Source organism: Mesorhizobium sp. M0496 (genome assembly GCF_040321205.1).
Taxonomy (GTDB): domain Bacteria; phylum Pseudomonadota; class Alphaproteobacteria; order Rhizobiales; family Rhizobiaceae; genus Mesorhizobium.
Map to the genome: position 1 here is coordinate 37,930 of NZ_JAMYRC010000023.1, position 22,187 is coordinate 60,116.

Genomic DNA, 22,187 nt, shown 5'->3' on the forward strand with positions numbered 1-22,187 from the left:
TTTTCGTCCCTCAGACCGGCTTCTTGCCGAAGACGCGGATGTATTCGGCGACGCCACCCTTGGCGAGCGCCTTGGCCTGCTTGACCCAGTCGTCGCGATCGATGCGGCCGTGGAAGGCGAGATAGCCGTCCACCCACTCGCGCTCGGCTTTCTTCCACGAAGCGACCTGGGCGAAAGTGAAGATGCCAAGGGAATGCAGGATGCCCTCGATCTTCGGCCCGACACCGGAAATCAGCTTGAGGTCGTCGACCAGCGCCGGTCTGTCGATGCCGGCTGGACGGTTCTTGTCTTCCAGCGACGGTTTGGCCGGCTTGGCTGGCTTCGCCGCCGGCACTTTGACTTCCGGCGATTTGAAGGCAGAAGCCGGCTCGGCCTTGTTCTTGGGGCCGCTGCGCTGCTTGGAAACCTGCTCGACCACGGGGTCCGCCTTGTTGGCATTGGCGGCCGAATGCAACGGTGCCGGAACGCTCGCCGCCTTTTCAACGGCCGGCGCCACCTTGACTGGCGAAGGCGATTTCAGCGCCGGGCTGGTTTCCGGCGCATCGGTTTTCGGCTTGCTGGCCTTCGAAGGTGCAACCGGAGCGTCGGCCGCTATCGGCGCGACCGTGGCGATGATCGCATCAGGCGCCGCCTTGGCGGCCTTGGCCGCCTCCCTGGCTTCCCTATCGCGGGTCGACTTGAGGATCGCCTTTTCGCTCTTCAGGGTTGTGAGGCCGGGGGCCGGCTCCGAGCCGGTGCGGCCGTTCTGCGGCCCGGGCGGCACCGAGGCGCCCTTGCCGGCGCCGTAGAGATCGATGATTTCGGCCAGCCGTTCCGGCGTCAGGTCTTCGAAAGTGTCCTTGAAGATCATGACCATCGGTGCGTTGACGCAGGCGCCGAGGCATTCGACCTCCTCCCATGACAAGGTGCCCTTGTCGTTGGTGTGGAACTGGTCGTGGTGGATTTTCGAGCGGCACACATCCATTAGCGCTTCCGAGCCGCGCAGCATGCAGGGCGTGGTGCCGCAGACCTGGATATGGGCCCGCGTGCCGACCGGGTTCAGCTGATACTGCGTGTAGAAGGTCGCGACCTCGAGACCACGAATCCGGGGCATGCCGAGCATGTCCGAGATCGTCTCGATGGCCGCCTTCGTCACCCAGCCTTCCTGCTCCTGTGCGATCATGAGAAGCGGGATGATCGCCGACTGTTCGCGGCCCTTGGGGTACTTCTTGATCCATTGCTTCGCAGTCGCGGCATTCGCCCGGTTGAAGGCGAAGGATGCTGGCTGGACGCTGGCTTCTGCGAGACGGCGGACTGACATTAGCGATCGACCTCACCAAACACGATGTCGAGGGAGCCGAGAACGGCGGTGACGTCGGCCAGCATGTGGCCACGACAGAGGAAATCCATGGCTTGCAGATGCGCAAAACCAGGCGCGCGCAGCTTGCAGCGGTAGGGCTTGTTCGAGCCGTCGGAGACCAGATAGACGCCGAACTCACCCTTCGGCGCTTCGACCGCCGCATAGACCTCGCCGGCCGGCACGCGATAACCCTCGGTGTAGAGCTTGAAGTGATGGATCAGCGCTTCCATCGAGCGCTTCATTGCCTGACGCTTGGGCGGCACCACCTTGCCGTCGAGGTTGGACACCGGGCCGGTGCTTTCCTTGCCGAGCAGAAGATCGACGCACTGGCGCATGATCTTCGCCGACTGGCGCATTTCTTCCATGCGCACGAGGTAGCGGTCGAAGCAGTCACCGTTCTTGCCGATCGGAATGTCGAAATCCATTTCCGAATAGCATTCATAGGGTTGCGACTTGCGCAGGTCCCAGGGCGCGCCCGAACCGCGCACCATGACGCCGGAAAAGCCCCAGGCCCAGGCGTCGGCCAATGTGACGATGCCGATATCGACATTGCGCTGCTTGAAGATGCGGTTGCCGGTCAGCAATTGATCGAGGTCGTCGATCGACTTGAGGAACGGGTCGATCCACTTGCCGATATCCTCGACCAGCTTCTGCGGCAGATCCTGGTGGACACCGCCGGGACGGAAATAGGCGGCATGCATGCGCGAACCGGAGGCGCGCTCATAGAACACCATCAGCTTTTCGCGCTCGACGAAGCCCCACAGCGGTGGCGTCAACGCGCCGACGTCCATCGCCTGCGTCGTCACATTGAGGATGTGCGACATGATGCGGCCGATTTCGCAGTAAAGCACGCGGATCAGCTGGCCGCGCTTCGGCACGTCGATACCGAGCAGGCGCTCGGCGGCCAGAGCAAAGGCGTGCTCCTGGTTCATCGGCGCGCAATAATCGAGCCGGTCGAGATAGGGGATCGCCTGCAGATAGGTCTTGGCCTCGATCAGCTTTTCCGTGCCGCGATGCAAGAGCCCGATATGCGGATCGACGCGATCGACGACTTCGCCGTCCAGCTCCAGCACGAGGCGCAAAACGCCATGCGCCGCAGGGTGTTGCGGGCCGAAATTGATGTTGAAATTGCGGACGGAGGTTTCAGCCATTTACTGCTTTGCCTTCTCGTCACCCGGCAGGACGTAATCAGTACCTTCCCACGGCGACAAAAAATCGAAATTGCGGAATTCCTGCTTGAGTTCCACAGGCTCGTAGATGACGCGCTTGGCTTCGTCGTCGTAGCGCACCTCGACGAAGCCGGTCAGCGGGAAATCCTTGCGCAGCGGGTGGCCTTCGAAACCGTAGTCGGTCAATAGGCGGCGCAGATCGGGATGGCCCGAGAACAGCACGCCGTAGAGATCGTAGGTCTCACGCTCGAACCAGTCCGCACCAGGGAACACGCCGGTGATCGACGGCACCATGGTTTCCTCGTCGGCCTGCACCTTGACGCGGATGCGCACATTCTGCTTCGGCGACAACAGATGGTAGACGACGTCGAAGCGCTTGGCGCGTGACGGATAGTCGGCGCCGCAGACGTCGATGATCGAGATGAACTGGCAGCGCGCATCGTCGCGCAGGAAGGTCATGACCTCGACCAGATCGCGCGGCTCGACGCCAATGGTAAGCTCGCCATAGGCGATATCAGCGTCATTCACGCGGTCGATCAGTTTCTCGCCGAGATAGGTCGACAGTTCGGTCAGGGATGCGGTCATGGATTTACCGTTCGATCGTGCCGGTGCGGCGGATCTTCTTCTGCAAGAGAAGAATGCCGTAAAGCAGCGCTTCGGCGCTCGGCGGGCAGCCGGGCACATAGATGTCGACCGGCACGATGCGGTCGCAGCCACGCACCACCGAATAGGAATAGTGGTAGTAGCCGCCGCCATTGGCGCAGGAGCCCATCGAGATGACGTAGCGCGGTTCCGGCATCTGGTCGTAGACCTTGCGCAACGCGGGCGCCATCTTGTTGGTCAGCGTGCCGGCGACGATCATGATGTCGGACTGGCGCGGAGACGCGCGCGGCGCGACACCGAAGCGCTCGCTGTCATAGCGCGGCATCGAGGTGTGGATCATCTCCACCGCGCAACAGGCGAGACCAAATGTCATGAACATCAGCGAACCGCTGCGTGCCCAGGTGATCAGCGCTTCCGTCGAGGTGACGAGAAAGCCCTTGTCGGCCAGCTCGTTGTTGATTTCGAGGAAGAAGGGATCGTCCTGCCCCACCGGCCTGCCGGTGTTGGGATCGATGATACCTTTGGGCTTCGGCGCGACGAGGGTGCCTGAACTGTCGTTCAATCCCATTCCAGCGCTCCTTTTTTCCATTCATAGGCAAAGCCGATGGTCAGCACCGCCAAAAATACCATCATCGACCAGAAGCCGAGCATGCCGATCTTCGAGAACGACACCGCCCACGGGAACAGGAAGGCTACTTCCAGGTCGAAGATGATGAACAGGATCGACACCAGGTAGAAGCGGATGTCGAATTTCATGCGGGCGTCGTCGAACGAGTTGAAACCGCACTCGTAGGCGGAAAGCTTTTCGGGATCGGGGTTGCGGTAAGCCACCAGGAAGGGTGCGGCCAGCAGCGCCAGGCCGACAACCAGCGCCACGCCGATGAACAGGACGATGGGCAGATACGAACTTAGAAGTGCGTTCATACTCGGCTTTCCGTTGGCGCCAATCCACGTTGATTACAGCACCGGACCCTAATGCGGAAGCGTGACAGTTTAACCGCTGAACCGTTTTAAGGGCCTATGCTGCAACGCGGCGAGGGTTAGCGCAGCACTTCCAGCGAAGCAAGTCAAACCTTGTTCAAAACACAGTGCTGGACGGCATATCGCGGCAAACTGGTCCGATCCGCTCCTGTTTGATTTCCTTCGCTTTTTACTCCACTTTTCTCTCCTGACATGGTTGCCGCCAAAACCCTGCTAGCATGAACCGGAATCACCCATCAAATCGCCCTCAGAGTGACGCCTGCATGAAGGAAAAGATCTCGCTCCCCATGGCCCGGCGCATTGCGCTTGCCGCCCAAGGGTTTCTCGATCCCCGCCCGACCGGCACACCGAACCGCCGGCACTTCGCCCGCGTATTGGCCCGCACCGGCCTGCTGCAGATCGATTCCGTCAGCGCGGTGGTGCGCGCTCATTATATGCCGCTCTATTCGCGCCTTGGCCCCTACCCGTTCGCTTTGCTCGACAATGCCGCGGTCACGCGCAAGCGCACGGTGTTCGAATATTGGGCGCACGAGGCTTCCTTTCTGCCGGTCGAGACTTACCCGCTGATGCGTTGGCGCATGCAACGCGCCGAGCGCGGCGACGAGATGTATCTGGGTCTCGCCAAATGGGGCCGCGAGCACGCAGCCTATATCGAAGAGATCTACCGCCAGGTCGCCGAGCGTGGCCCGATCGCCGCCTCCGCGCTCGAGGGCCAGAAGGGCTCGGGTGGTTGGTGGGGCTGGAGCCATGCCAAGCATGCCTTCGAATGGCTGTTCTGGGCCGGTCGCATCACCACGGCGCACCGTCGTGGTTTCGAGCGCTTCTATGACCTGCCCGAGCGCGTGCTGCCGCAGGCGATCCTCGATCTACCGATTCCCGCCGCCGAGGACGCGCACCGTGAATTGCTGCGCATTTCCGCCCGTGCCCACGGCATCGCGACATCAGGCGATTTGCGCGATTATTTCCGCCTGTCGCCGGCCGATATGAAAGGCCGGCTGGAGGAACTGGTTGAAACAGGCGAGTTGCTGCCGGTGCGCGTCGAAGGTTGGGACAAGCCGGCTTATCTTCATAGAGACGCCCGTGTGCCGCGCAAGATCGAGGCCCGCGCCCTGATGGCGCCGTTCGATCCGGTCGTCTTCGAGCGGTCGCGCACGGAGCGGCTGTTCGATTTCCACTACCGCATCGAGATCTACACGTCGGCCGACAAGCGGCAATACGGCTATTATGTCCTGCCGTTCCTGCTCGGCGACAGGATCGTGGCGCGCGTCGATCTGAAGGCCGACCGGCCTGCCGGCATCCTGCGCGTCCATGCGGCCTATGCCGAGCCCAAAGCGCCGCCACAGACTGCCGCTCAGCTCTACCAGGAACTGAAGCAGATGCAGGGCTGGCTCGGCCTCGAACGCATCGAGGTGACCCCGGCCGGTGACTTGGGTCCGGCGTTGGCCGACCTGACCGTGTCGTAAGCTCGCGTTGACACCGCCGCCTGCAAAAGCCTAAATCCGATACAGACGGTCTCTTCTCTTCAACGAGAGGAGCCAAGAGGGAATGCGGTGCGGGACGAAATCCCAAATCCGCGGCTGTCCCCGCAACTGTAAGCGAAGAGCCAAGGCCGAAAGCCACTGGGAGTTCCCGGGAAGGCGGCTACCCAAGGCGATGACCCGCGAGCCAGGAGACCTGCCGTCTGCGACTAAGAATCCGATCGCCCGGCGGGTTTCCGGGCAAGGAGCACGATCTTTGGACCATGACAGCAGTTTTTCGGCTGGCACAGCGGATGTTTCGTCCGGCCATGATGATGCGTTGGCCGGCGTCACCGTCATCGTCTGCGCCTCCTGCCGCGATGAAACCGGCTCCGACGCCCATCCCCGCGCCGGCGAACTGCTGGCGGACGACACGCGCCGCGCCGCATCGGGCGACAATATTCGCATCCGCAGCGTTGAATGCCTCGGCAATTGCAAGCGCCGTCTCAGCGCCGCCATCCTGCGCGACGGTTGCTGGAGCTACGTCTTTGGCGATCTGACCACGACCAGCGGCAGCGATCTCGTCACCGGCGCAAAACTCTTCGCCACCTCGACGGACGGTCTCATTCCATGGCGCGGCCGTCCCGATAGCCTGAAGCGCGGCCTTGTTGCCCGCATCCCTCCGCTCGACCTGTTGAAGGACTTGAAATGACCGCTCCAGATTCGTCTGCCAACCTCTCCCGCGTTCCCTGCACCGTCGTCACCGGTTTCCTCGGCGCCGGCAAGACGACGCTGGTCCGCCATCTCCTGGAAAACGCCGGCGGCAAGCGCATTGCCATCATCGTCAACGAATTCGGCGACATCGGCATCGACGGCGAGATCCTGAAAGGCTGCGGCATCGACACCTGTCCGGAGGAAAACATCGTCGAACTGGCCAATGGCTGCATCTGCTGCACCGTCGCCGATGATTTCGTCCCGGCGCTCGACCAGATCCTGTCGCTGACGCCAAAGGTCGACCACATCCTGATCGAGACTTCCGGCCTGGCTTTGCCCAAGCCGCTGGTCCAGGCTTTCCAGTGGCCGAGCGTGAAGAGCCGCGTCACCGTCGATGGCGTCATTGCCGTGGTCGACGGGCCGGCATTGGCCGAAGGACGCGTCGCCAACGACATGGACGCCTTGCAGGCGCAGCGCGCTCAGGATGAGACGCTCGACCACGACGATCCGGTCGAGGAGGTGTTCGAGGATCAGATCGCCTGCGCCGACCTGATCATCCTGTCCAAAAGCGACCTGATGGACGCCGCCGGCACTGCCCGCGCCAACGCCATCATTGGCGAACACTCCGCCCGCGCGGTGAAGATCGTGCCGACGTCGCATGGCAAGGTCGATCCTTCCGTACTGCTCGGGCTCGGTCTCGCAGTCGAGGACGACATCGAAAACCGCAAGTCCCATCATGACGGCGCCTTCGACCATGAGCATGACGACTTCGACACGTTCATCGTCGACATTGCCTCGATCGCCAATCCCGATGAGCTTGCAAAGCGCGTCGCCGCCGCCGCCGAAGAAGAGAACGTGCTGCGCGTAAAGGGCTTCGTCGAGGTCGGCGGCAAGCCGATGCGGCTCTTGCTGCAGGCCGTCGGGCCGCGCGTCAACCACTACTATGATCGCGCCTGGACGGCGCAGGACGACCGCCGCTCGCGCCTCGTTGTCATCGGCCTCAAGGGGCTGAACCGCCCGGCGATCGAGCGTATACTTGCCGGCTGATTTCGGACACGGGTTGCGATGCACATCCTAACCACGACATCCGCCTCGCTCGACGATCTCGCCGAGCCGGTCGATCTGCGGCAGACGCCGGCGGATATCGTGGCCCTGTCCTTCACCGACAGCGACCTCGCCGGCCTTGCGGCCGCGTGGAAGGCCGACGCCGGCCGGCTGCCCTCGATGCGGCTGGCCGCCCTGCGTGATCTGCGCCATCCCATGTCCGTCGACCTCTGGGTCGACAGCGTCGCCCGCCACGCCAAGATCATCCTCGTCCGCATCCTCGGCGGCTACGACTGGTGGCGCTACGGCTGCGACCAGCTTGCCTCGATCGCTCGCGAACGCGGCATAAAACTGGCTCTGCTGCCCGGCGAGAGCCATGACGAGGACCTAAGGCTGATCGAAGCCTCGACGCTGCCGCGCGAGGAGCTTGACGGCCTGCTCGATTATTTCCGCGAGGGCGGCCCGGCGAATATGAGCGCGCTGGTGCAAAGGTTGGCGCGGCTGGCGGGACAGGATGAGCCTGTCGTCGAGCCGGTCGCGGTCCCGAAGGCTGGGTTTTACGAGCCCGCACGCGGAGTCGTGGAGAAGGCGGACGCATCGAATGTTGGCGTTCCTTCACACCCCCCTCTGTCCTGCCGGACATCTCCCCCGCAAGGGGGGAGATCGGATTTCATCAAAGCCGGCGCTTCTCTCGCTGAGGCATCTACAACCTCGACAATTGGCGAAACCGCCGATGACAGAGCAATCTCCCCCCTTGCGGGGGAGATGTCCGGCAGGACAGAGGGGGGTGTGACGGAACTCGACGTTGACAACGTCAACGCCCCAGTCGTGCCCATCCTGTTCTACCGTTCGATGCTGCTGGCCGCCGATGTCGCGCCCATCGATGCGCTTTTTGAGGCGCTGCGGCAGCGTGGTCTACTCCCGGTCCCTATCTTCGTCTCCAGCCTCAAAGACCCAACGTCACTCGCCTTTGTCGAAACAGCGCTCGCCTCCCTAAAACCCGCCGCCATCATCACCGCGACCGCTTTCGCATCCGGCGCGGAGCCCGGCATCGAAACCTTGTTCGACCGCGCCGGCGTGCCTGTCTTCCAGGTCATCGTCGCCACCACCCGCCGCGATATCTGGGAAAACAACCAGCGCGGCCTGGCGCCCGCCGACCTCGCAATGCATGTCGTGCTGCCCGAGTTGGACGGCCGCATCCTCGCCGGCGCAATTTCCTTCAAGGGTGAGAGCGAGATCGACCCGGCACTTGGCCACCGCGCCTTCGCCAACCGGCCGGAAGCGGATCGTGTGGCGCAGGTGGCTGACCGTGTCGCGGCCTTCATCCGCCTGCAGCAGACGCCACGCGCGGGGCGCAAGCTCACCATCCTGATCCCGGATTATCCGAGCGCCCCCGGCCGCACCGGCTATGCCGTCGGCCTCGACGTGCCGTCCAGCGTGCTCGCGATGCTGCATGACCTGAGGGAACAGGGCTATGGTGTTGACGGGATTCCGGAGACGCCGCGTCGGTTGCTGGATTTGCTGGCGCGGAGCAATGATGGGCTGGGGCTGGATGACTATCTCGACTTCTCCAAGAGCCTGCCGGTTGCGGCTATCGCTGCCGTAGAAGCTGCATGGGGCAAGGCAGAAGAGACAGGTTTGCGCGAGGCGCCCCCCTCTGTCCTGCCGGACATCTCCCCCACTTGGGGGGAGATTGGCGGTTCAGTTGCCGGCTCCCTTCCTGCAACGTTTGAGATTGGCGAAAGCGCAGATGACCGCTCAATCTCCCTCCTTGTGGGGGAGATGTCCGGCAGGACAGAGGGGGGCGCCTCGCGCAAACCTTCGCTATCAAGCAAGAAACACTTCCCCTTCCGTGCCGCCACCTTCGGCAACGTCACCGTGGCACTTGCCCCCGATCGCGGCCGCTCCGCCGACCGCCGCGCCGACTACCACGACCCGACGCTACCGCCGCGCCATGCGCTGATCGCCTTCGGCCTATGGCTGCGCAAATTGCTGGGCATCCACGCGCTGGTCCATGTCGGCGCGCATGGCACGCTGGAATGGCTGCCGGGCAAGACGGTCGCGCTTTCGGAAAACTGCTTTCCCGAGATCGTCACCGGTCCCCTGCCCGTAATCTATCCCTTCATTGTCTCCAACCCCGGCGAAGCGGCGCAGGCCAAGCGGCGCATTGCCGCCGTCACCCTTGGCCATCTGCCGCCTCCGCTTACCGGCGCAGGGCTGGACGAGAACCAGCACAAGCTGGAACGGTTGGTCGACGAATACGCCCAGGCCGACGGGCTCGACCGCCGCCGCCGCGACCGTCTGGCCAAGCTGATCGTCGAAACCGCGCAAAAGACCGGCCTCGCTTCCGAAGCCGGCGTCGCCAGAACCGACGCGCCCGATGAAGCGTTGCGCCGCATTGACGCCTGGCTCTGCGACCTCAAGGATTTCGCCATCAAGGACGGATTGCATATCTACGGTCGCGCCCCCGATGAGGAGCCCGACGCCATGCGTCGCCAAAGCGCTGACGCCGAGAAGACGGCGCTACTTGCGGCGCTCGATGGCCGCCACATCAAGGCCGGTCCGGCAGGCGCGCCCGCGCGCGGCCGTTCCGACGTCCTGCCCACCGGCCGCAACCTCTTCACGTCGGACCCGCGCACCATGCCGACGCCGACCGCCTATGATCTCGGCAGGGTGGCGGCCGAAGAAGTCGTGCGCGGCTATATGCAGTCGCATGGCGACTGGCCGCGCTCGCTGGTCATCGACCTCTGGGGTTCGGCGTCGCTGCGCACCGGCGGCGAAGAGATCGCGCAAGGGTTGGCGCTGATGGGCTGCCGGCCGCAATGGGATTCTGCGACCGGCCGTATCACCGGCATCGAAGTTCTGCCGCCGGCCACGCTCGGCCGGCCGCGCGTCGACGTCACCTGGCGTATCTCCGGCCTGTTCCGCGACATGTTCCCGACCCAGATCGCGCTGATCGATGCCGCCGCCAACGCCGTTGCCGCCCGCGACGAGGACGATTCGGAAAACCCGCTCGCGGCGAGGACCCGCACTGACGGCAAGGTCAGCCCGCGAATCTTCGGCACCTCGCCCGGCACGTACGGCGCCGGCGTCGAGTATCTCCTGTCCTCCGGCGACTGGGCGGCGCGCGAAGAAATCGGCCGCGCCTATCTCGACGCAACATCGCACGCCTATGGCGGCGCAGAGGGCGAAGGCGTCTCCGCGCCCGGCGCCTTCGAGGGCCGCATCGCCGAGGCCGATCTTCTCGTCCACACCGGCGACGACCCCGGCCGAGACATCCTCGAAGGCTCCGCCGACGTCGCCTTCATCGGCGGCTTTTCGGCAGCCCTGGCGGCGCTTGGCAGGAATGCCGACGTCATCGTGCTCGACACCACGGACCCGCAAAAGCCGAAGCCGCGCTCAGTCGGCGAGGCCGTATCGCGCGTGGTTCGAGCCCGCGCCGTCAATCCACGCTTCATTGCAGGCCAGATGCGCCACGGCCCGCGCGGCGCCTCCGAATTTGCCGAAACCGTCGACCGGCTGGTTGGCTTTGCCGAAACCACGCATGCGATATCGGGCACGCTGATCGAGGCCGTGCATGACGCCTATCTCGGCAATCCGGCTGTTCGCGCCTTCATCCTGCGCGAGAACCCCGCCGCTGCGAAAGTCATCGCCGAACGCTTCCTGTCCGCGCGCCGGCGTGGCCTCTGGCATCCCCTGCGCAATTCCATCGACGACGACCTCGCTGCCCTGATTGCTGAGGCAGAAGCGCTGGGGGTGGCGGCATGAACGCCTTCTCACGCCGCGGTGCCTGCCCGGCCCTGTCGGCACCGATGCAAACCGGCGATGGCCTGCTGGTGCGGCTCAACCCGGTCGCGGAAGGTCTATCTTCTGGAGGATTGTCGCCCAAGCTTCTGATCGGGATAGCCGAATCCGCTTTGCGGCATGGCAACGGCATCATGGAAGTGACAGCGCGCGGCAGCCTGCAGATACGCGGGCTGACGGCGGAAAGCGCGCCTCTGCTGGCAACAGAGGTCGACGCTCTGGGCATTGCGGTGCGCACCGGCGTGCCTGTAGAGACTGGGCCGCTGGCCGGCATCGATCCGCAGGAGGTAGCCGATCCCCGGCCGCTGGCGGAGCGGATCAGGGTGGCGGTCGAAGAGGCTGGGCTGACGGCAAGGCTGGGGCCGAAGGTTTCGGTCATTGTCGACGGCGGCGGGCAGCTTGGGCTGGATTCGGTGACGGCCGATATCAGGCTGAAGGCGGTGCGAGCCGACAACGACATCGTTTGGAGCGTATCGGTTGCCGGCGACGGCCGAAACGCGAAGGTGTTGGCAAAAGTCGATGCGGATACCGCGAGAGACATCGCCGTCGCTGCACTGAGGATGGTCGCCGAAAAAGGTCGCGAGGCGCATGCAAGGGATTTGTCGGAGAGGCAATTAATATCTCTCGAAGGTTGGCATTCTGTGGCGCCCCCCTCTGTCCTGCCGGACATCTCCCCCACAGGTGGGGAGATCGGCCGCTTCGGCGCTTCGCCCCCTCTCGCATCGTTTGAGATTGGCGAAAGCGGAGACAAGGGCGACATCTCCCCCCTTGTGGGGGAGATGTCCGGCAGGACAGAGGGGGGCGTCGTAGAGCGCAATCACCGGCCAATTGGCCTTTTCAATCTCAACGCCGCCATCGCCCTCGGCATCGCCCTCCCCTACGGCAGCATGCCGGCAGAGAAGATCATCGACCTCGCCCAAAGCGCTCTCGCTCTCGGCACAGCCGAAATCCGCCTCGCCCCCGGCCGCGCCTTGCTTCTCCTCGGCCAACCAGCAGCTGCCAGCCAGCCCCTCCAAGACGCCGCCGCCACCCTCGGCTTCGTCACCTCCTCCGCCGACCCACGCACGCGCATTGCCGCTTGTCCTGGCACGCCGGCCTGCGCCTCCGGGCGGATCGCCACGCGCGACATTGCCGAGACGATCGCCGCTGAAAACGCTGACATCCTCGACTTCACCCTGCACGTTTCCGGCTGCGCCAAGGGCTGCGCCCATCCAGGCAAGGCAGCCCTCACTCTGGTCGGCGGCGAAAACGGAGCCGGACTTGTCGTGAACGCGACGGCAAAGGCCCTTCCTGCCGGCTACAGGCCGGGCTATGACGCCGCGCGCGGCATCGGCCGCGTCGCGGCAATGATCCGCAGCGCACGATATCAAGGCGAAACCGCCGCCGCTTGCCTGACAAGGCTCGGGCCGGTCGCTATCGCCGAAGCTTACCGACAGGCCCGAACTTACCAACAGGCCCGAACTTACCAACAGGAATGAGCATGGCCGCCTACGACTATATCCATGACGGCACGGCGATCTACGAACGCTCCTTCGCCATCATCCGCGCCGAAGCTGATCTGTCGCGCTTCTCCGAAGCCGAGGCCGATGTCGCCGTCCGCATGATCCATGCCTGCGGCCAGGTCGAAGCATCAAGCCATTTCGTCTTCTCCGCCAATTTCGTTGCCGCCGCGCGCGCCGCTTTGGCGGCTGGCGCACCGATTTTCTGCGACGCGGAAATGGTCTCGCATGGCGTCACCCGCGCCCGGTTGCCGGCCGGCAACGAGGTGATCTGCACCTTGCGCAACCCGCGCACGCACGACATCGCCAAGGAGATCGGAAACACCCGTTCGGCCGCCGCGATCGAGCTGTGGGGCGACCGCATGGCTGGTTCGGTGGTCGCCATTGGCAATGCACCGACCGCACTGTTTTATCTCCTGGAAAAACTGCGCGACGGCGCGCCGAAGCCGGCGGCCATCATAGGCATGCCGGTCGGCTTCGTCGGTGCGGCCGAATCCAAGGATGCTTTGGCCGAGAATTCCTATGGCGTGCCCTACGCCATCGTCCGCGGCCGGCTTGGCGGCAGCGCCATGACTGCCGCAGCGCTCAATTCATTGGCGAGGCCGGGCCTGTGAACGCGCTTGTCAAAGGTCGTCTCTTCGGCGTCGGCACCGGTCCCGGCGACCCCGAACTGCTGACCCTGAAGGCCGCGCGGGCCTTGGCCGAGGCCGATGTCGTGGCCTATTTCGCCAAGCGCGGCAACAACAGCAACGCGCGCGCCATCGTCGAAGCGCAGTTTCGGCCCGAAATGACGGAGCTGCCGCTGCTCTATCCCGTCACCACCGAAATCGACAAGGATCATGACGACTACCGGTCGCAGATCACGGCCTTCTACGAGGAGTCCGCCGCGAAGGTCGCCGAACACCTTCAGGCAGGCAAAATGGTTGCCGTGCTGTCGGAAGGCGACCCGCTTTTCTACGGCTCCTACATGCATCTGCATGTGCGACTGGCTCATCGCTTCCCGACCGAAGTCATTCCCGGAATCACCGCCATGTCCGGCTGCTGGTCGCAGACTGGTGTTCCGATCGTCCAGGGCGACGACGTGCTGACGGTTCTGCCGGGCACGATGAGCGAGTTCGAGCTGACACGCCGGCTGGCCGACACCGATGCCGCCGTCATCATGAAGGTCGGCCGCAACCTGCCCAAGATCAGGCGGGCGCTGGAAGCGACCGGCAAGCTGACGCGCGCCGTCTACGTGGAGCGCGGCACCATGGCTGGCAGTGTGTCCATGAAGCTTGCCGACAAACAAGACGACAAGGCGCCCTATTTCGCCATCGTACTGGTCGCCGGCTGGTCGGGCCGCCCCGGCATCTTGGGAGGCGAAGCATGAGTGGCCGTCTCACCGTCATCGGCCTTGGCCCTGGCAATGCCGATCAGGTCACGCTGGAAGCCAGCCGCGCTATCGCCGAGGCCAAATTCTTCTACGGCTACAAACCCTATCTCGACCGGCTCGAGCTACGGCCGGACCAGACCCGCGTCGCTTCCGACAATCGCGAGGAACTTGCCCGCTCCAAGGACGCACTGGCCAAAGCCGCCGAAGGCCACGATGTCGCCGTCGTCTCTGGTGGCGATCCCGGCGTGTTCGCCATGGCGGCCGCCGTCTGCGAGGCGATCGAGGCCGGCCCGTCCGAATGGCGCACGGTCGATGTCGCTGTCGTGCCCGGCATCACCGCCATGCTGGCTGTCGCCGCCCGCATCGGCGCGCCGCTCGGCCATGATTTCTGTGCCATCTCGCTGTCCGACAATCTGAAGCCGTGGGAACTGATCGAATTGCGCCTGCTGGCGGCGGCCGGCGCCGGCTTCGTCATCGCGCTCTACAACCCGATCAGCAAGGCACGGCCCTGGCAGCTCGGCCGCGCCTTTGAATGCCTGACCGCGATCCTGCCGGGAACCACACCGGTGATTTTCGGCCGCGCCGCCGGCCGCCCGGACGAGCGTATCGAGGTCTACCTGCTGGCAGACGTCGACGCGCAAAAGGCCGACATGGCCACTTGTATCATCATCGGTTCGCCGGAAACCCGGATCATCAGGCGCGCAGAAAAGCCGGCGCTGGTCTACACGCCGCGTTCGGCAGCGGGCTCGACAAAATGATCGACCCCAAATTGATCGACAATCGCGGCGAGCTGTTCGACGGTTTCAGCCGAAGGCACATCCGGCAGATCAGGTCGTCGGATCATGACCACCTCGATGCCAAGTGCCCGCGCCGCGGCGATCTTGCCGTAGGTGGCCGCGCCGCCGCTGTTCTTGGACACGACGACATCGATGCGATGCTTTTCGAGCAGCGCGCGCTCATCGGGCTCGCGAAACGGGCCACGGGCCAACAGATATTCGGCATCAGGCACGGCCAGCGTGGGCTCGACCGGATCGACACTGCGAATGAGATAGTGGTGCTGGGGTGCGGCTTCGAAAGCCGCGACCTCTTGCCGGCCGAGCGCCAGAAAAACGCGGCGCGGCGCGGATCCAAGCGCTTGCGCGGCATCGCCAAACGTATCGACCAGCGTCCAGCGGTCGCCTTCGACAGGCTCCCAGCCAGGGCGCCGCAGGGCAAGGATCGGCACGCCGGCAACGCGCGCGGCTTGCGCGGCATTGGCGGATATCTGCGCCGCATACGGGTGCGTGGCGTCGATCAGCAGGTCGGTGCCCGTCTCCCGCAGGTAAGCAGCCAGCCCGTCGGCGCCGCCAAAGCCTCCGGTTCGCACCGGCACGCCCTGTGCGACCGGGCTTTCGGTGCGCCCGGCCAGCGACAGCGTGATCGACAGATCGGCGCGCGCGGTCAGTTTTCCAGCCAGTTGCCGGGCTTCCGTGGTACCGCCGAGGATCAGAATGCGGTGGGTCATCATGCCTGCTAAGGGTCCGCGCGGCGCCAAGCTCACCTCAAGATGGCTCACCATCGTCGGCATCGGCGAGGACGGTTTAGCGGGTCTCGGCGACGAGGCCAAGCAGCGGATTGCGCAGGCGGAGATCATCTTCGGCGGCAAGCGGCACCTGGCGCTTGTTGCTTCCTTCGCCAAGGGCGAAGCGCGCCCCTGGCCGGTTCCATTCGATGCCGAGATGGCCGACGTGCTGGCACTCGCCGGCAGGCGCGTCTGCGTGCTGGCTTCCGGCGATCCCTTCTTCCACGGCGTCGGCGCCACCCTCGCCCGCAAGGTCAAGCCACAGGAGATGCATGTCATTCCCGCCCCGTCGGCCGTTTCACTGGCGGCCGCGCGGCTTGGCTGGGCGCTGCAGGACATCGAGATCGTGTCGCTGCATGGCCGGTCGATCGACCTGATCCGCCCGCTATTGCAGCCGAACGCCCGTATCCTGGCGTTGACCTCGGATGCCGAAGCCCCTGCGGCAATCGCCCGCCTGCTGACGGAACTCGACTTCGGCGCGTCGCGGCTGACTGTCCTGGAGGCGCTGGGCGGGCCAAACGAGAATCGGCGCACGGCCCACGCCGACGCCTTCGACCTCGAAAACATCAATCCGCTCAATGTTCTTGCGATCGAAATTGATCCTAGCCCACAAGCGCGCGTGCTGCCGCTCACATCAGGCCTTGCCGATCATATGTTCGACCATGACGGCCAGATCACCAAGCGCGAAATCCGTGCGATCACCCTGTCGGCGCTGGCTCCGAGGCGTGGCGAATTGCTGTGGGACATCGGCGCCGGCTCCGGGTCCATCGGCATCGAATGGATGCTGGCCCACCCTTCTATGCGCACCATTGCCATCGAGGCCGACCCGATCCGCGCCGCCCGCATTGGCCGCAACGCCACCGCCTGTGGCGTTCCCGGTCTCGTCGTGGTCGAAGGCAGCGCGCCCAAGGCGCTTGCCAGGCTGGACACGCCTGACGCGATCTTCATCGGCGGCGGCGGCAGCGATGCCGGCGTGTTGAACGCTGCCATCAAGGCCCTGCGCGCCGGCGGCCGCCTCGTTGCCAATGCGGTGACGTTGGAGATGGAAGCCCTGCTTCTCGCCCGCCATGTCTCGCTCGGCGGCGACCTTACCCGGATCGCGATATCCCGCGCGTCGCCCGTCGGCTCGATGCAGGCATGGCGGCCGGCCATGCCGGTCACCCAATGGAGCTGGGTCAAGCCATGATGGTCGCGGGCATCGGCAGCCGAAAAGGCGTGAGCGTCGGGGACGTGCTTGCCGCGATAGAAACCGCCCTGGAAGCGCATGGGCTGGCGATGACGGCTCTTTCGGCGCTGGCGACTGCCACGCTGAAGAAGAATGAAGAAGCGATCCCTGCCGCTGGCCGCGCGCTGCGTCTTCCAGTCATTGTCGTCGATGACTCAGCGCTCCAGGCCGCCTCGCCGGATACGCTCAGCCATTCCGACCTCTCGCAGGACCTGGCCGGCACGCCATCGGTTTCCGAGGCATCCGCTCTTGCCGTCGCCGGCAAAGGCGCCAGACTGCTCGGCCCCCGCACGGTGCTCGGCTCCGTCACCTGCGCCATCGCTGTCAGCGGAGATGCGCCATGACCGTCCATTTCATCGGTGCCGGTCCAGGTGCGGCCGACCTCATCACGCTGCGCGGCGCGAGGCTTTTGGCAAGTTGCCCGGTCTGCCTTCATGCCGGCTCGATCGTCGCGCCCGAATTGCTGCAGCACTGTGCGCCGGGGACGAAACTGATCGACACCGCGCCGATGTCACTCGACGAGATCGAAGCCGAGTATGTCGCGGCGCACAAGGCCGGCCATGATGTCGCCCGCCTGCATTCCGGCGACCTTTCGGTGTGGAGCGCCGTGGCCGAGCAGATCCGCCGGCTGGAAAAGCATGGCATCCCCTACACGCTGACACCGGGCGTCCCCTCCTTCGCCGCCGCTGCCGCCGCACTTCGCCGCGAACTGACAATTCCCGAAGTCGCGCAAAGCCTGGTGCTGACCCGCATCTCCGGCCGCGCCTCGAAGATGCCGCCCGGCGAAACGCTGGCCGGCTTCGGCCGCACCGGCGCCACGCTCGCCATTCATCTGGCCATCCACGCCATCGATCGCGTCGTCGCCGAACTGACGCCGCATTATGGCGGCGATTGCCCGGTGGCGATCGTCTTTCGCGCCTCCTGGCCGGACGAGCGCGTGCTGACCGGCACGCTGGAGACCATCGAAGCGCTGCTCGCTGCCAATCCGATGGAGCGCACGGCGATCATCTTCGTCGGCCGCTCGCTGGCGGCGGAAGGTTTTGGCGAAAGTTCATTGTACGACGCCCATTACCAGCGGCGTTTTCGCGGACGGGACGGATTGTGAGCGGCAGCACCAAAAATACCGGCGAAAATGCCACGCTCGAAAAGGCTTTGTCCCGGCTGAATTTCAAGCCGCGCCGGCTCGAGCCAGGCCATGTCTGGCTGGCTGGGGCCGGCCCCGGCGACCCCGGCTGCCTGACCCTGGAAGTGCTGGCTGCGTTGGCCGAGGCGGATGCTCTGGTCTACGATGCGCTGGTCTCATCAGATATCGTCGCCGTTGCCGAAAATGCCGAGCTTTTCTTTGCCGGCAAGCGCGGCGGCAAACCGTCGATGAAACAGGACGACATCACCGCCCTTTTGGTGCGGCTGGCGCGCGACGGCCGCCGCGTCGTCAGGCTGAAGGGCGGCGATCCCTATATTTTCGGCCGTGGCGGCGAAGAGGCTTTGGCGCTGGCGCGCGAAGCCATCCCGTTCCGTGTCCTGCCCGGCCTGACATCGGGCCTCAGCGCGCTGGCCGCCACCGGCATTCCGGCCACCATGCGCGGCATCAACAAGGCTGTGATCCTGGCCACTGGCCACGCCGCCGGCACCGATGACGATCTCGACTGGGCGGCAATCGCCCGCACCGGCCAGCCTGTCGTCGTCTATATGGGCATGGCCAATCTGCCGCTGATCGCCGCAGCGCTGCTCGATGGCGGGCTGGCCCCGTCGACGCCGGCGGCGGTGATCGTCGCCGCAACGACACCGCAGGAGCGAACTGTCGTCGCCACGCTCGCCACCATTGCCGAGGAAGCAGCCGCCGCCGGCCTTGCCTCGCCGGCGCTGATCGTCGTCGGCGGCATCGTCGCCATGCGCGCGGCACTGGCGGGGAACGCATGACGGCTCGCGCGATCATCATTGGCGCGCCGCGCTCCGGCTCCGGCAAGACCAGCGTCACCATCGGCATCCTGCGCGCGTTGACCCGGCGCGGCCTGAAAGTGCGCGGCGCCAAATCCGGCCCCGACTATATCGACCCCGGCTTCCACACCGCAGCCACGGGACTGTCCGGCATCAATCTCGACAGCTGGGCGATGCCGCCGTCGCTGCTCAATGCGCTTGCCTCGCAAGCAGCTGACGATACCGATTTCGTCATCCTTGAAAGCGCCATGGGCCTGTTCGACGGCATTCCGGCCTCGCCGGGGCGCACCGGTTCGGCGGCCGACCTGGCGCGGCTCTACGGCCTCCCGGTGCTGCTGGTGCTCGACGTCTCCGGCCAGTCGACCACGGCAGCAGCTGTTGCCAAGGGTTTTGCCACCTATGATCCGGACGTGCGCATGGCGGGCGTCGTGCTCAACCGGCTGGGCAGCGAGCGGCACCGCCGGCTGTCCGGCGACGCCATCGAGGCGATCGGCCTGCCAGTCGTCGGCGCCATCCTGCGCGACCCCACGCTGAACCTGCCCGAGCGACATCTCGGCCTCGTCCAGGCCGGCGAATATGACGACCTGATGGCGCATCTCGACCGGCTTGCCGATATGGCGGAAAAGTCGCTCGATCTCGATGCCATCATGGCCCTGGCGACACCACTCACCCCGGCGCCCGGCGGCTTCGCCGACGCGCTGGCACCGCCCGGTCAACGCATCGCGCTGGCCGAGGATGCCGCCTTCACGTTCCTCTATCCGCATGTCGCCGCTTACTGGCGCAAGGCGGGTGCCGAAATCGTCCCGTTCTCGCCGCTCGCCGACGAAGCACCCGATGAGGATTGCGACGTCTGCTGGCTGCCCGGCGGCTATCCCGAGCTTCACGCTGGCCGGCTTGCTGCAGCGGAGACTTTCAAAGCCGGAATGGCAAGATTCGCAGCGACAAAGCCAATCCATGGCGAGTGCGGTGGCTTCATGGTGCTTGGCGACGCTTTGGAGGATGCCTCCGGCGAAACGCATGCGATGCTCGGCCTGCTCGGCCATTCCACCAGCTTCGCCAAGCGCAAGATGAACCTCGGCTATCGCGAAGCGCGGCTGCGTGCCGATTGTCCGCTGGGCGCACAGGGCGCCCTGATCCGTGGCCACGAATTCCACTATGCTCAGATGCTTGCTGCCGGTAACGACGAGCCGCTGGCCGACCTAGCCGACGGCCAAGGCAATCCGATCGGCGCCTCGGGCTATCGACGCGGCCATGTCAGCGGCACCTTCTTCCACGCCATTGCGAGGGGCTAGAGCATGAAGCTCAAGAACTTGATCCTTTCGCCCCGTCAGGTCGTCGACGACATCGCACTTTGTCTGGTCTTTTTCACCAGGCTGCCGCTGCCTGCCTTCGATTTTCGCGGCCGCAGCCTTGCCGCGGCGATCTGGGCCGCACCGGTCGCCGGCCTCGTCGTCGGCCTGATCGGCGCCATCGTCTTTGCCACGGCGGAACGGCTTGGCCTTGCCATGGGGCCGGCTGCCGCCCTTGCCCTGGTGGCTACCCTGCTCACCACCGGCTGCCTGCATGAAGATGGGCTGTCCGACGTCGCCGACGGCTTTGGCGGCGGCAAGTCGCGCGGCAAGAAACTCGAGATCATGCGCGACAGCCGCATCGGCGCCTATGGTGCCGCGGCGCTGGCTCTGTCGCTGCTGATCCGCTGGAGCGTCCTTTCGCAACTCGTCGACCCCACACAGGCGCTCTTCGCCCTCGTGGCCGCACACGCGGCCTCACGCGGTCTGCTCGGCGCCTTCATGCATCTCTTGCCGCCGGCGCGGATCGACGGCCTGTCGGCCGACGCTGGCACGGTTTCGCAGGAAACCGCCATCGCCGGCGCCGTGCTCGGCGCGATCCCGCTGCTCCTGCTCGGGCTGGGAGGTGCCGTTTTCGCGCTGATCCTGCTTGGCCTGCTGTTTGCCGCTTTTCGCGCCCTTTGCCTCAACCAGATCGGTGGCCAGACCGGCGACACGATCGGCGCCTTGCAGCAGGCGGGCGAAATCGCGGTGCTGCTCGTCGCTTCCGTAGCCCTCTCCTGACCCTTTTGGCCTGATTCCTTTTCGGAGACTTTGCCCCATGCCCTTCAAATTGCTCGATGAATTGCGCGTCGCCTGCCTCGACCTCCCGGCCGGCAGCGATGCCGCTGCCAATGCGGTCGCCCGTCGTCAGGACACGCTGACCAAGCCGCAGGGCAGCCTCGGGCGGCTGGAGACGATCGCAGCATGGCTGGCGCGCTGGCAGGGCCGCGACATGCCGAAGCTCGACCGCGTAAAAGTCTTCGTCTTCGCCGGCAACCACGGCGTCACCGCGCAAGGCGTGTCGGCCTATCCTTCTGAGGTCACCGTGCAGATGGTGGCGAATTTCGCCGGAGGAGGCGCCGCCATCAACCAGCTTGCCCGCATCGCCGGCGCCGAACTCGATGTCATTCCGCTCGATCTCGACCATCCGACCGGCGACTTCACGCAAGGCCCAGCGATGGACGAGAAGGCCTTCCTGACGGCAGTCTCGGCCGGCTATGACGCGGTGACGAAAGACCTCGATCTTATCTGCTTCGGCGAGATGGGCATCGGCAACACCACGCCAGCCGCCGCCATTTCAGCCGCGCTGTTCGGCGGTGGCGCGGAAAAATGGACCGGGCGCGGTACCGGCGTCGACGACGCCGGCCTCAAGCGCAAGGTGGTCGCCATCGAAGCCGGCCTGAAGCGCCATGCCTCCGCCCTTGCCGATCCGCTTGCTATCGCTGCCGCGCTTGGCGGACGCGAACTCGCCGCCATCTTCGGCGCCACGCTGGCCGCCCGCCATCTGGGCATACCTGTGCTGCTCGACGGCTTCGTCTGCACCGCCGCCGTAGCTCCGCTGGCCAAGCTGCATCCGACCGGGCTCGCCCACACAATTGCCGCGCACGTTTCGGCAGAATCCGGCCACCGTGGCCTGCTCGAAGCCCTCGGCCTGCCGCCGCTGCTCGATCTCGGCATGCGGCTCGGCGAAGGCTCCGGCGCCTGCCTCGCCGTCAACATCGTCCGTTCAGCACTGGAGTGCCATACCCGTATGGCGAGCTTTGCCGAGGCGGGTGTTTCGGAGAAGTAATCGTCGAATTCCCTGCTCAAGGCATACAAGCCACGGGAAAAGTAGCGTCGCCGGCGTCTTCCAATGGCCAGGATTCTCAAATATATCTTGCGGATGAAGAAACTTCATCCTGCCGCAGCTGCAGTGTTTATCGCCGGGGCGGTCGCCGCTGTACTCCGTCACAGCAGCTATTCAAGTCATGGCCCGATCGATACCGGCATTTTCGTTGTCTTCCTGGTCTTCTTCTGGTGGCTCATCAGCGATTTCTCAGGCGGGGAAAATGGAGTTGATGTCAACGAAACTGCAAGCGCGAAAGAAAGTATTGCGTTTCGATTCGGCAGGTTTCTGAGCCGCATTTCTCGACGCGGTTAGATCGCTCGAG

At 65.1% G+C, this 22,187-nt stretch carries 22 protein-coding genes and 1 riboswitch; of the genes, 16 read left to right on the plus strand and 6 right to left on the minus strand.

Going from position 1 to position 22,187, the window contains the following annotated elements; translation table 11 throughout:
- Positions 1–10 precede the first annotated feature (10 nt).
- The 5 genes from NKI73_RS19520 to NKI73_RS19540 are packed head-to-tail and all read right to left on the minus strand — an operon-like array spanning position 11 to position 4,035.
- The gene (locus NKI73_RS19520) at positions 11–1,300 is read right to left on the minus strand and encodes an NADH-quinone oxidoreductase subunit E (RefSeq protein WP_352632482.1); all 1,290 of its coding nucleotides are present in this window, start codon (positions 1,298–1,300) and stop codon (positions 11–13) included.
- Positions 1,300–2,490 carry an NADH-quinone oxidoreductase subunit D gene (locus NKI73_RS19525; protein ID WP_352632484.1) on the minus strand — a complete coding sequence of 397 codons (1,191 nt, stop codon included), beginning with the start codon at positions 2,488–2,490 and terminating at the stop codon, positions 1,300–1,302. Before NKI73_RS19525 ends, NKI73_RS19520 begins: the two co-directional genes overlap by 1 nt.
- Positions 2,491–3,093: an NADH-quinone oxidoreductase subunit C gene (locus tag NKI73_RS19530; protein ID WP_352632486.1), complete on the minus strand. Its 603-nt coding sequence runs from the start codon at positions 3,091–3,093 to the stop codon at positions 2,491–2,493.
- Positions 3,094–3,097: 4 nt separating this feature from the next.
- Positions 3,098–3,679 carry a NuoB/complex I 20 kDa subunit family protein gene (locus NKI73_RS19535; protein WP_352632488.1) on the minus strand — a complete coding sequence of 194 codons (582 nt, stop codon included), beginning with the start codon at positions 3,677–3,679 and terminating at the stop codon, positions 3,098–3,100.
- On the minus strand, positions 3,670–4,035 hold the full coding sequence (locus NKI73_RS19540) for an NADH-quinone oxidoreductase subunit A (protein ID WP_010910112.1): 366 nt from the start codon (positions 4,033–4,035) through the stop codon (positions 3,670–3,672). Before NKI73_RS19540 ends, NKI73_RS19535 begins: the two co-directional genes overlap by 10 nt.
- Positions 4,036–4,355: 320 nt before the next feature.
- Between NKI73_RS19540 and NKI73_RS19545 the strand changes: the two genes are divergently transcribed.
- The 8 genes from NKI73_RS19545 (at position 4,356) to NKI73_RS19580 (ending at position 14,740) form a co-directional block, all read left to right on the plus strand.
- A complete protein-coding gene (locus tag NKI73_RS19545) occupies positions 4,356–5,555 on the plus strand; it encodes a winged helix-turn-helix domain-containing protein (RefSeq protein ID WP_352632490.1) in 1,200 nt (399 codons plus the stop codon).
- Between the two features lie 29 nt (positions 5,556–5,584).
- A riboswitch (cobalamin riboswitch) is annotated at positions 5,585–5,788 on the plus strand.
- 38 nt (positions 5,789–5,826) lie between these two features.
- Positions 5,827–6,261, plus strand: coding sequence for a DUF1636 family protein (locus tag NKI73_RS19550; protein ID WP_352632492.1), 435 nt, complete (start codon positions 5,827–5,829; stop codon positions 6,259–6,261).
- Positions 6,258–7,310 (plus strand): cobalamin biosynthesis protein CobW, encoded by a 1,053-nt coding sequence (gene cobW, locus NKI73_RS19555; RefSeq protein WP_352632494.1) that lies wholly within the window; start codon positions 6,258–6,260, stop codon positions 7,308–7,310. The genes NKI73_RS19550 and cobW overlap by 4 nt, the downstream gene beginning before the upstream one ends.
- A gap of 18 nt (positions 7,311–7,328) precedes the next feature.
- Positions 7,329–11,075, plus strand: a complete 3,747-nt coding sequence (locus NKI73_RS19560) for a cobaltochelatase subunit CobN (protein ID WP_352632495.1) — start codon at positions 7,329–7,331, stop codon at positions 11,073–11,075.
- Positions 11,072–12,589 (plus strand): precorrin-3B synthase, encoded by a 1,518-nt coding sequence (gene cobG, locus NKI73_RS19565; RefSeq protein ID WP_352632497.1) that lies wholly within the window; start codon positions 11,072–11,074, stop codon positions 12,587–12,589. The genes NKI73_RS19560 and cobG overlap by 4 nt, the downstream gene beginning before the upstream one ends.
- Before the next feature lie 2 nt (positions 12,590–12,591).
- Complete coding sequence (locus NKI73_RS19570; protein WP_352632499.1) at positions 12,592–13,224, plus strand: precorrin-8X methylmutase; 633 nt, start codon at positions 12,592–12,594, stop codon at positions 13,222–13,224.
- Positions 13,221–13,979: a precorrin-2 C(20)-methyltransferase gene (locus NKI73_RS19575; protein WP_352632501.1), complete on the plus strand. Its 759-nt coding sequence runs from the start codon at positions 13,221–13,223 to the stop codon at positions 13,977–13,979. The genes NKI73_RS19570 and NKI73_RS19575 overlap by 4 nt, the downstream gene beginning before the upstream one ends.
- Positions 13,976–14,740: a precorrin-3B C(17)-methyltransferase gene (locus NKI73_RS19580; RefSeq protein WP_352632502.1), complete on the plus strand. Its 765-nt coding sequence runs from the start codon at positions 13,976–13,978 to the stop codon at positions 14,738–14,740. The genes NKI73_RS19575 and NKI73_RS19580 overlap by 4 nt, the downstream gene beginning before the upstream one ends.
- Here the strand turns inward: NKI73_RS19580 and NKI73_RS19585 are convergent.
- Positions 14,704–15,486, minus strand: coding sequence for a cobalt-precorrin-6A reductase (locus NKI73_RS19585; protein ID WP_352632504.1), 783 nt, complete (start codon positions 15,484–15,486; stop codon positions 14,704–14,706). The genes NKI73_RS19580 and NKI73_RS19585 overlap by 37 nt on opposite strands.
- 1 nt (position 15,487) lies before the next feature.
- Between NKI73_RS19585 and cbiE the strand changes: the two genes are divergently transcribed.
- From cbiE to NKI73_RS19625, 8 genes are all read left to right on the plus strand, one after another.
- Positions 15,488–16,729 (plus strand): precorrin-6y C5,15-methyltransferase (decarboxylating) subunit CbiE, encoded by a 1,242-nt coding sequence (gene cbiE / locus NKI73_RS19590; RefSeq protein WP_352632506.1) that lies wholly within the window; start codon positions 15,488–15,490, stop codon positions 16,727–16,729.
- On the plus strand, positions 16,726–17,112 hold the full coding sequence (locus NKI73_RS19595; RefSeq protein ID WP_352632508.1) for a cobalamin biosynthesis protein: 387 nt from the start codon (positions 16,726–16,728) through the stop codon (positions 17,110–17,112). The genes cbiE and NKI73_RS19595 overlap by 4 nt, the downstream gene beginning before the upstream one ends.
- On the plus strand, positions 17,109–17,873 hold the full coding sequence (gene cobM, locus NKI73_RS19600) for a precorrin-4 C(11)-methyltransferase (protein ID WP_352632510.1): 765 nt from the start codon (positions 17,109–17,111) through the stop codon (positions 17,871–17,873). The genes NKI73_RS19595 and cobM overlap by 4 nt, the downstream gene beginning before the upstream one ends.
- Positions 17,870–18,688, plus strand: coding sequence for a uroporphyrinogen-III C-methyltransferase (gene cobA, locus NKI73_RS19605; protein ID WP_352632512.1), 819 nt, complete (start codon positions 17,870–17,872; stop codon positions 18,686–18,688). The genes cobM and cobA overlap by 4 nt, the downstream gene beginning before the upstream one ends.
- Positions 18,685–19,998 carry a cobyrinic acid a,c-diamide synthase CobB gene (locus NKI73_RS19610; protein ID WP_352632514.1) on the plus strand — a complete coding sequence of 438 codons (1,314 nt, stop codon included), beginning with the start codon at positions 18,685–18,687 and terminating at the stop codon, positions 19,996–19,998. Before cobA ends, NKI73_RS19610 begins: the two co-directional genes overlap by 4 nt.
- Before the next feature lie 3 nt (positions 19,999–20,001).
- Positions 20,002–20,778, plus strand: a complete 777-nt coding sequence (cobS, locus tag NKI73_RS19615) for an adenosylcobinamide-GDP ribazoletransferase (RefSeq protein WP_352632516.1) — start codon at positions 20,002–20,004, stop codon at positions 20,776–20,778.
- A 37-nt stretch (positions 20,779–20,815) separates the two neighbouring features.
- Complete coding sequence (gene cobT, locus NKI73_RS19620; protein WP_352632518.1) at positions 20,816–21,826, plus strand: nicotinate-nucleotide--dimethylbenzimidazole phosphoribosyltransferase; 1,011 nt, start codon at positions 20,816–20,818, stop codon at positions 21,824–21,826.
- 63 nt (positions 21,827–21,889) lie between these two features.
- Positions 21,890–22,177, plus strand: a complete 288-nt coding sequence (locus NKI73_RS19625) for a hypothetical protein (RefSeq protein ID WP_352632520.1) — start codon at positions 21,890–21,892, stop codon at positions 22,175–22,177.
- Positions 22,178–22,187: the final 10 nt, after the last annotated feature.

Coding starts and splice junctions, on each gene's coding strand:
- NKI73_RS19520 (WP_352632482.1), bottom strand. CDS start 1,300: ATGTCAGTCCGCCGTCTCGCAGAAGCCAGCGTCCAGCCAGCATCCTTC.
- NKI73_RS19525 (WP_352632484.1), bottom strand. CDS start 2,490: ATGGCTGAAACCTCCGTCCGCAATTTCAACATCAATTTCGGCCCGCAA.
- NKI73_RS19530 (WP_352632486.1), bottom strand. CDS start 3,093: ATGACCGCATCCCTGACCGAACTGTCGACCTATCTCGGCGAGAAACTG.
- NKI73_RS19535 (WP_352632488.1), bottom strand. CDS start 3,679: ATGGGATTGAACGACAGTTCAGGCACCCTCGTCGCGCCGAAGCCCAAA.
- NKI73_RS19540 (WP_010910112.1), bottom strand. CDS start 4,035: ATGAACGCACTTCTAAGTTCGTATCTGCCCATCGTCCTGTTCATCGGC.
- NKI73_RS19545 (WP_352632490.1), top strand. CDS start 4,356: ATGAAGGAAAAGATCTCGCTCCCCATGGCCCGGCGCATTGCGCTTGCC.
- cobW (WP_352632494.1), top strand. CDS start 6,258: ATGACCGCTCCAGATTCGTCTGCCAACCTCTCCCGCGTTCCCTGCACC.
- NKI73_RS19560 (WP_352632495.1), top strand. CDS start 7,329: ATGCACATCCTAACCACGACATCCGCCTCGCTCGACGATCTCGCCGAG.
- cobG (WP_352632497.1), top strand. CDS start 11,072: ATGAACGCCTTCTCACGCCGCGGTGCCTGCCCGGCCCTGTCGGCACCG.
- NKI73_RS19570 (WP_352632499.1), top strand. CDS start 12,592: ATGGCCGCCTACGACTATATCCATGACGGCACGGCGATCTACGAACGC.
- NKI73_RS19580 (WP_352632502.1), top strand. CDS start 13,976: ATGAGTGGCCGTCTCACCGTCATCGGCCTTGGCCCTGGCAATGCCGAT.
- NKI73_RS19585 (WP_352632504.1), bottom strand. CDS start 15,486: ATGACCCACCGCATTCTGATCCTCGGCGGTACCACGGAAGCCCGGCAA.
- cbiE (WP_352632506.1), top strand. CDS start 15,488: ATGCCTGCTAAGGGTCCGCGCGGCGCCAAGCTCACCTCAAGATGGCTC.
- NKI73_RS19595 (WP_352632508.1), top strand. CDS start 16,726: ATGATGGTCGCGGGCATCGGCAGCCGAAAAGGCGTGAGCGTCGGGGAC.
- cobM (WP_352632510.1), top strand. CDS start 17,109: ATGACCGTCCATTTCATCGGTGCCGGTCCAGGTGCGGCCGACCTCATC.
- NKI73_RS19610 (WP_352632514.1), top strand. CDS start 18,685: ATGACGGCTCGCGCGATCATCATTGGCGCGCCGCGCTCCGGCTCCGGC.
- cobS (WP_352632516.1), top strand. CDS start 20,002: ATGAAGCTCAAGAACTTGATCCTTTCGCCCCGTCAGGTCGTCGACGAC.
- cobT (WP_352632518.1), top strand. CDS start 20,816: ATGCCCTTCAAATTGCTCGATGAATTGCGCGTCGCCTGCCTCGACCTC.
- NKI73_RS19625 (WP_352632520.1), top strand. CDS start 21,890: ATGGCCAGGATTCTCAAATATATCTTGCGGATGAAGAAACTTCATCCT.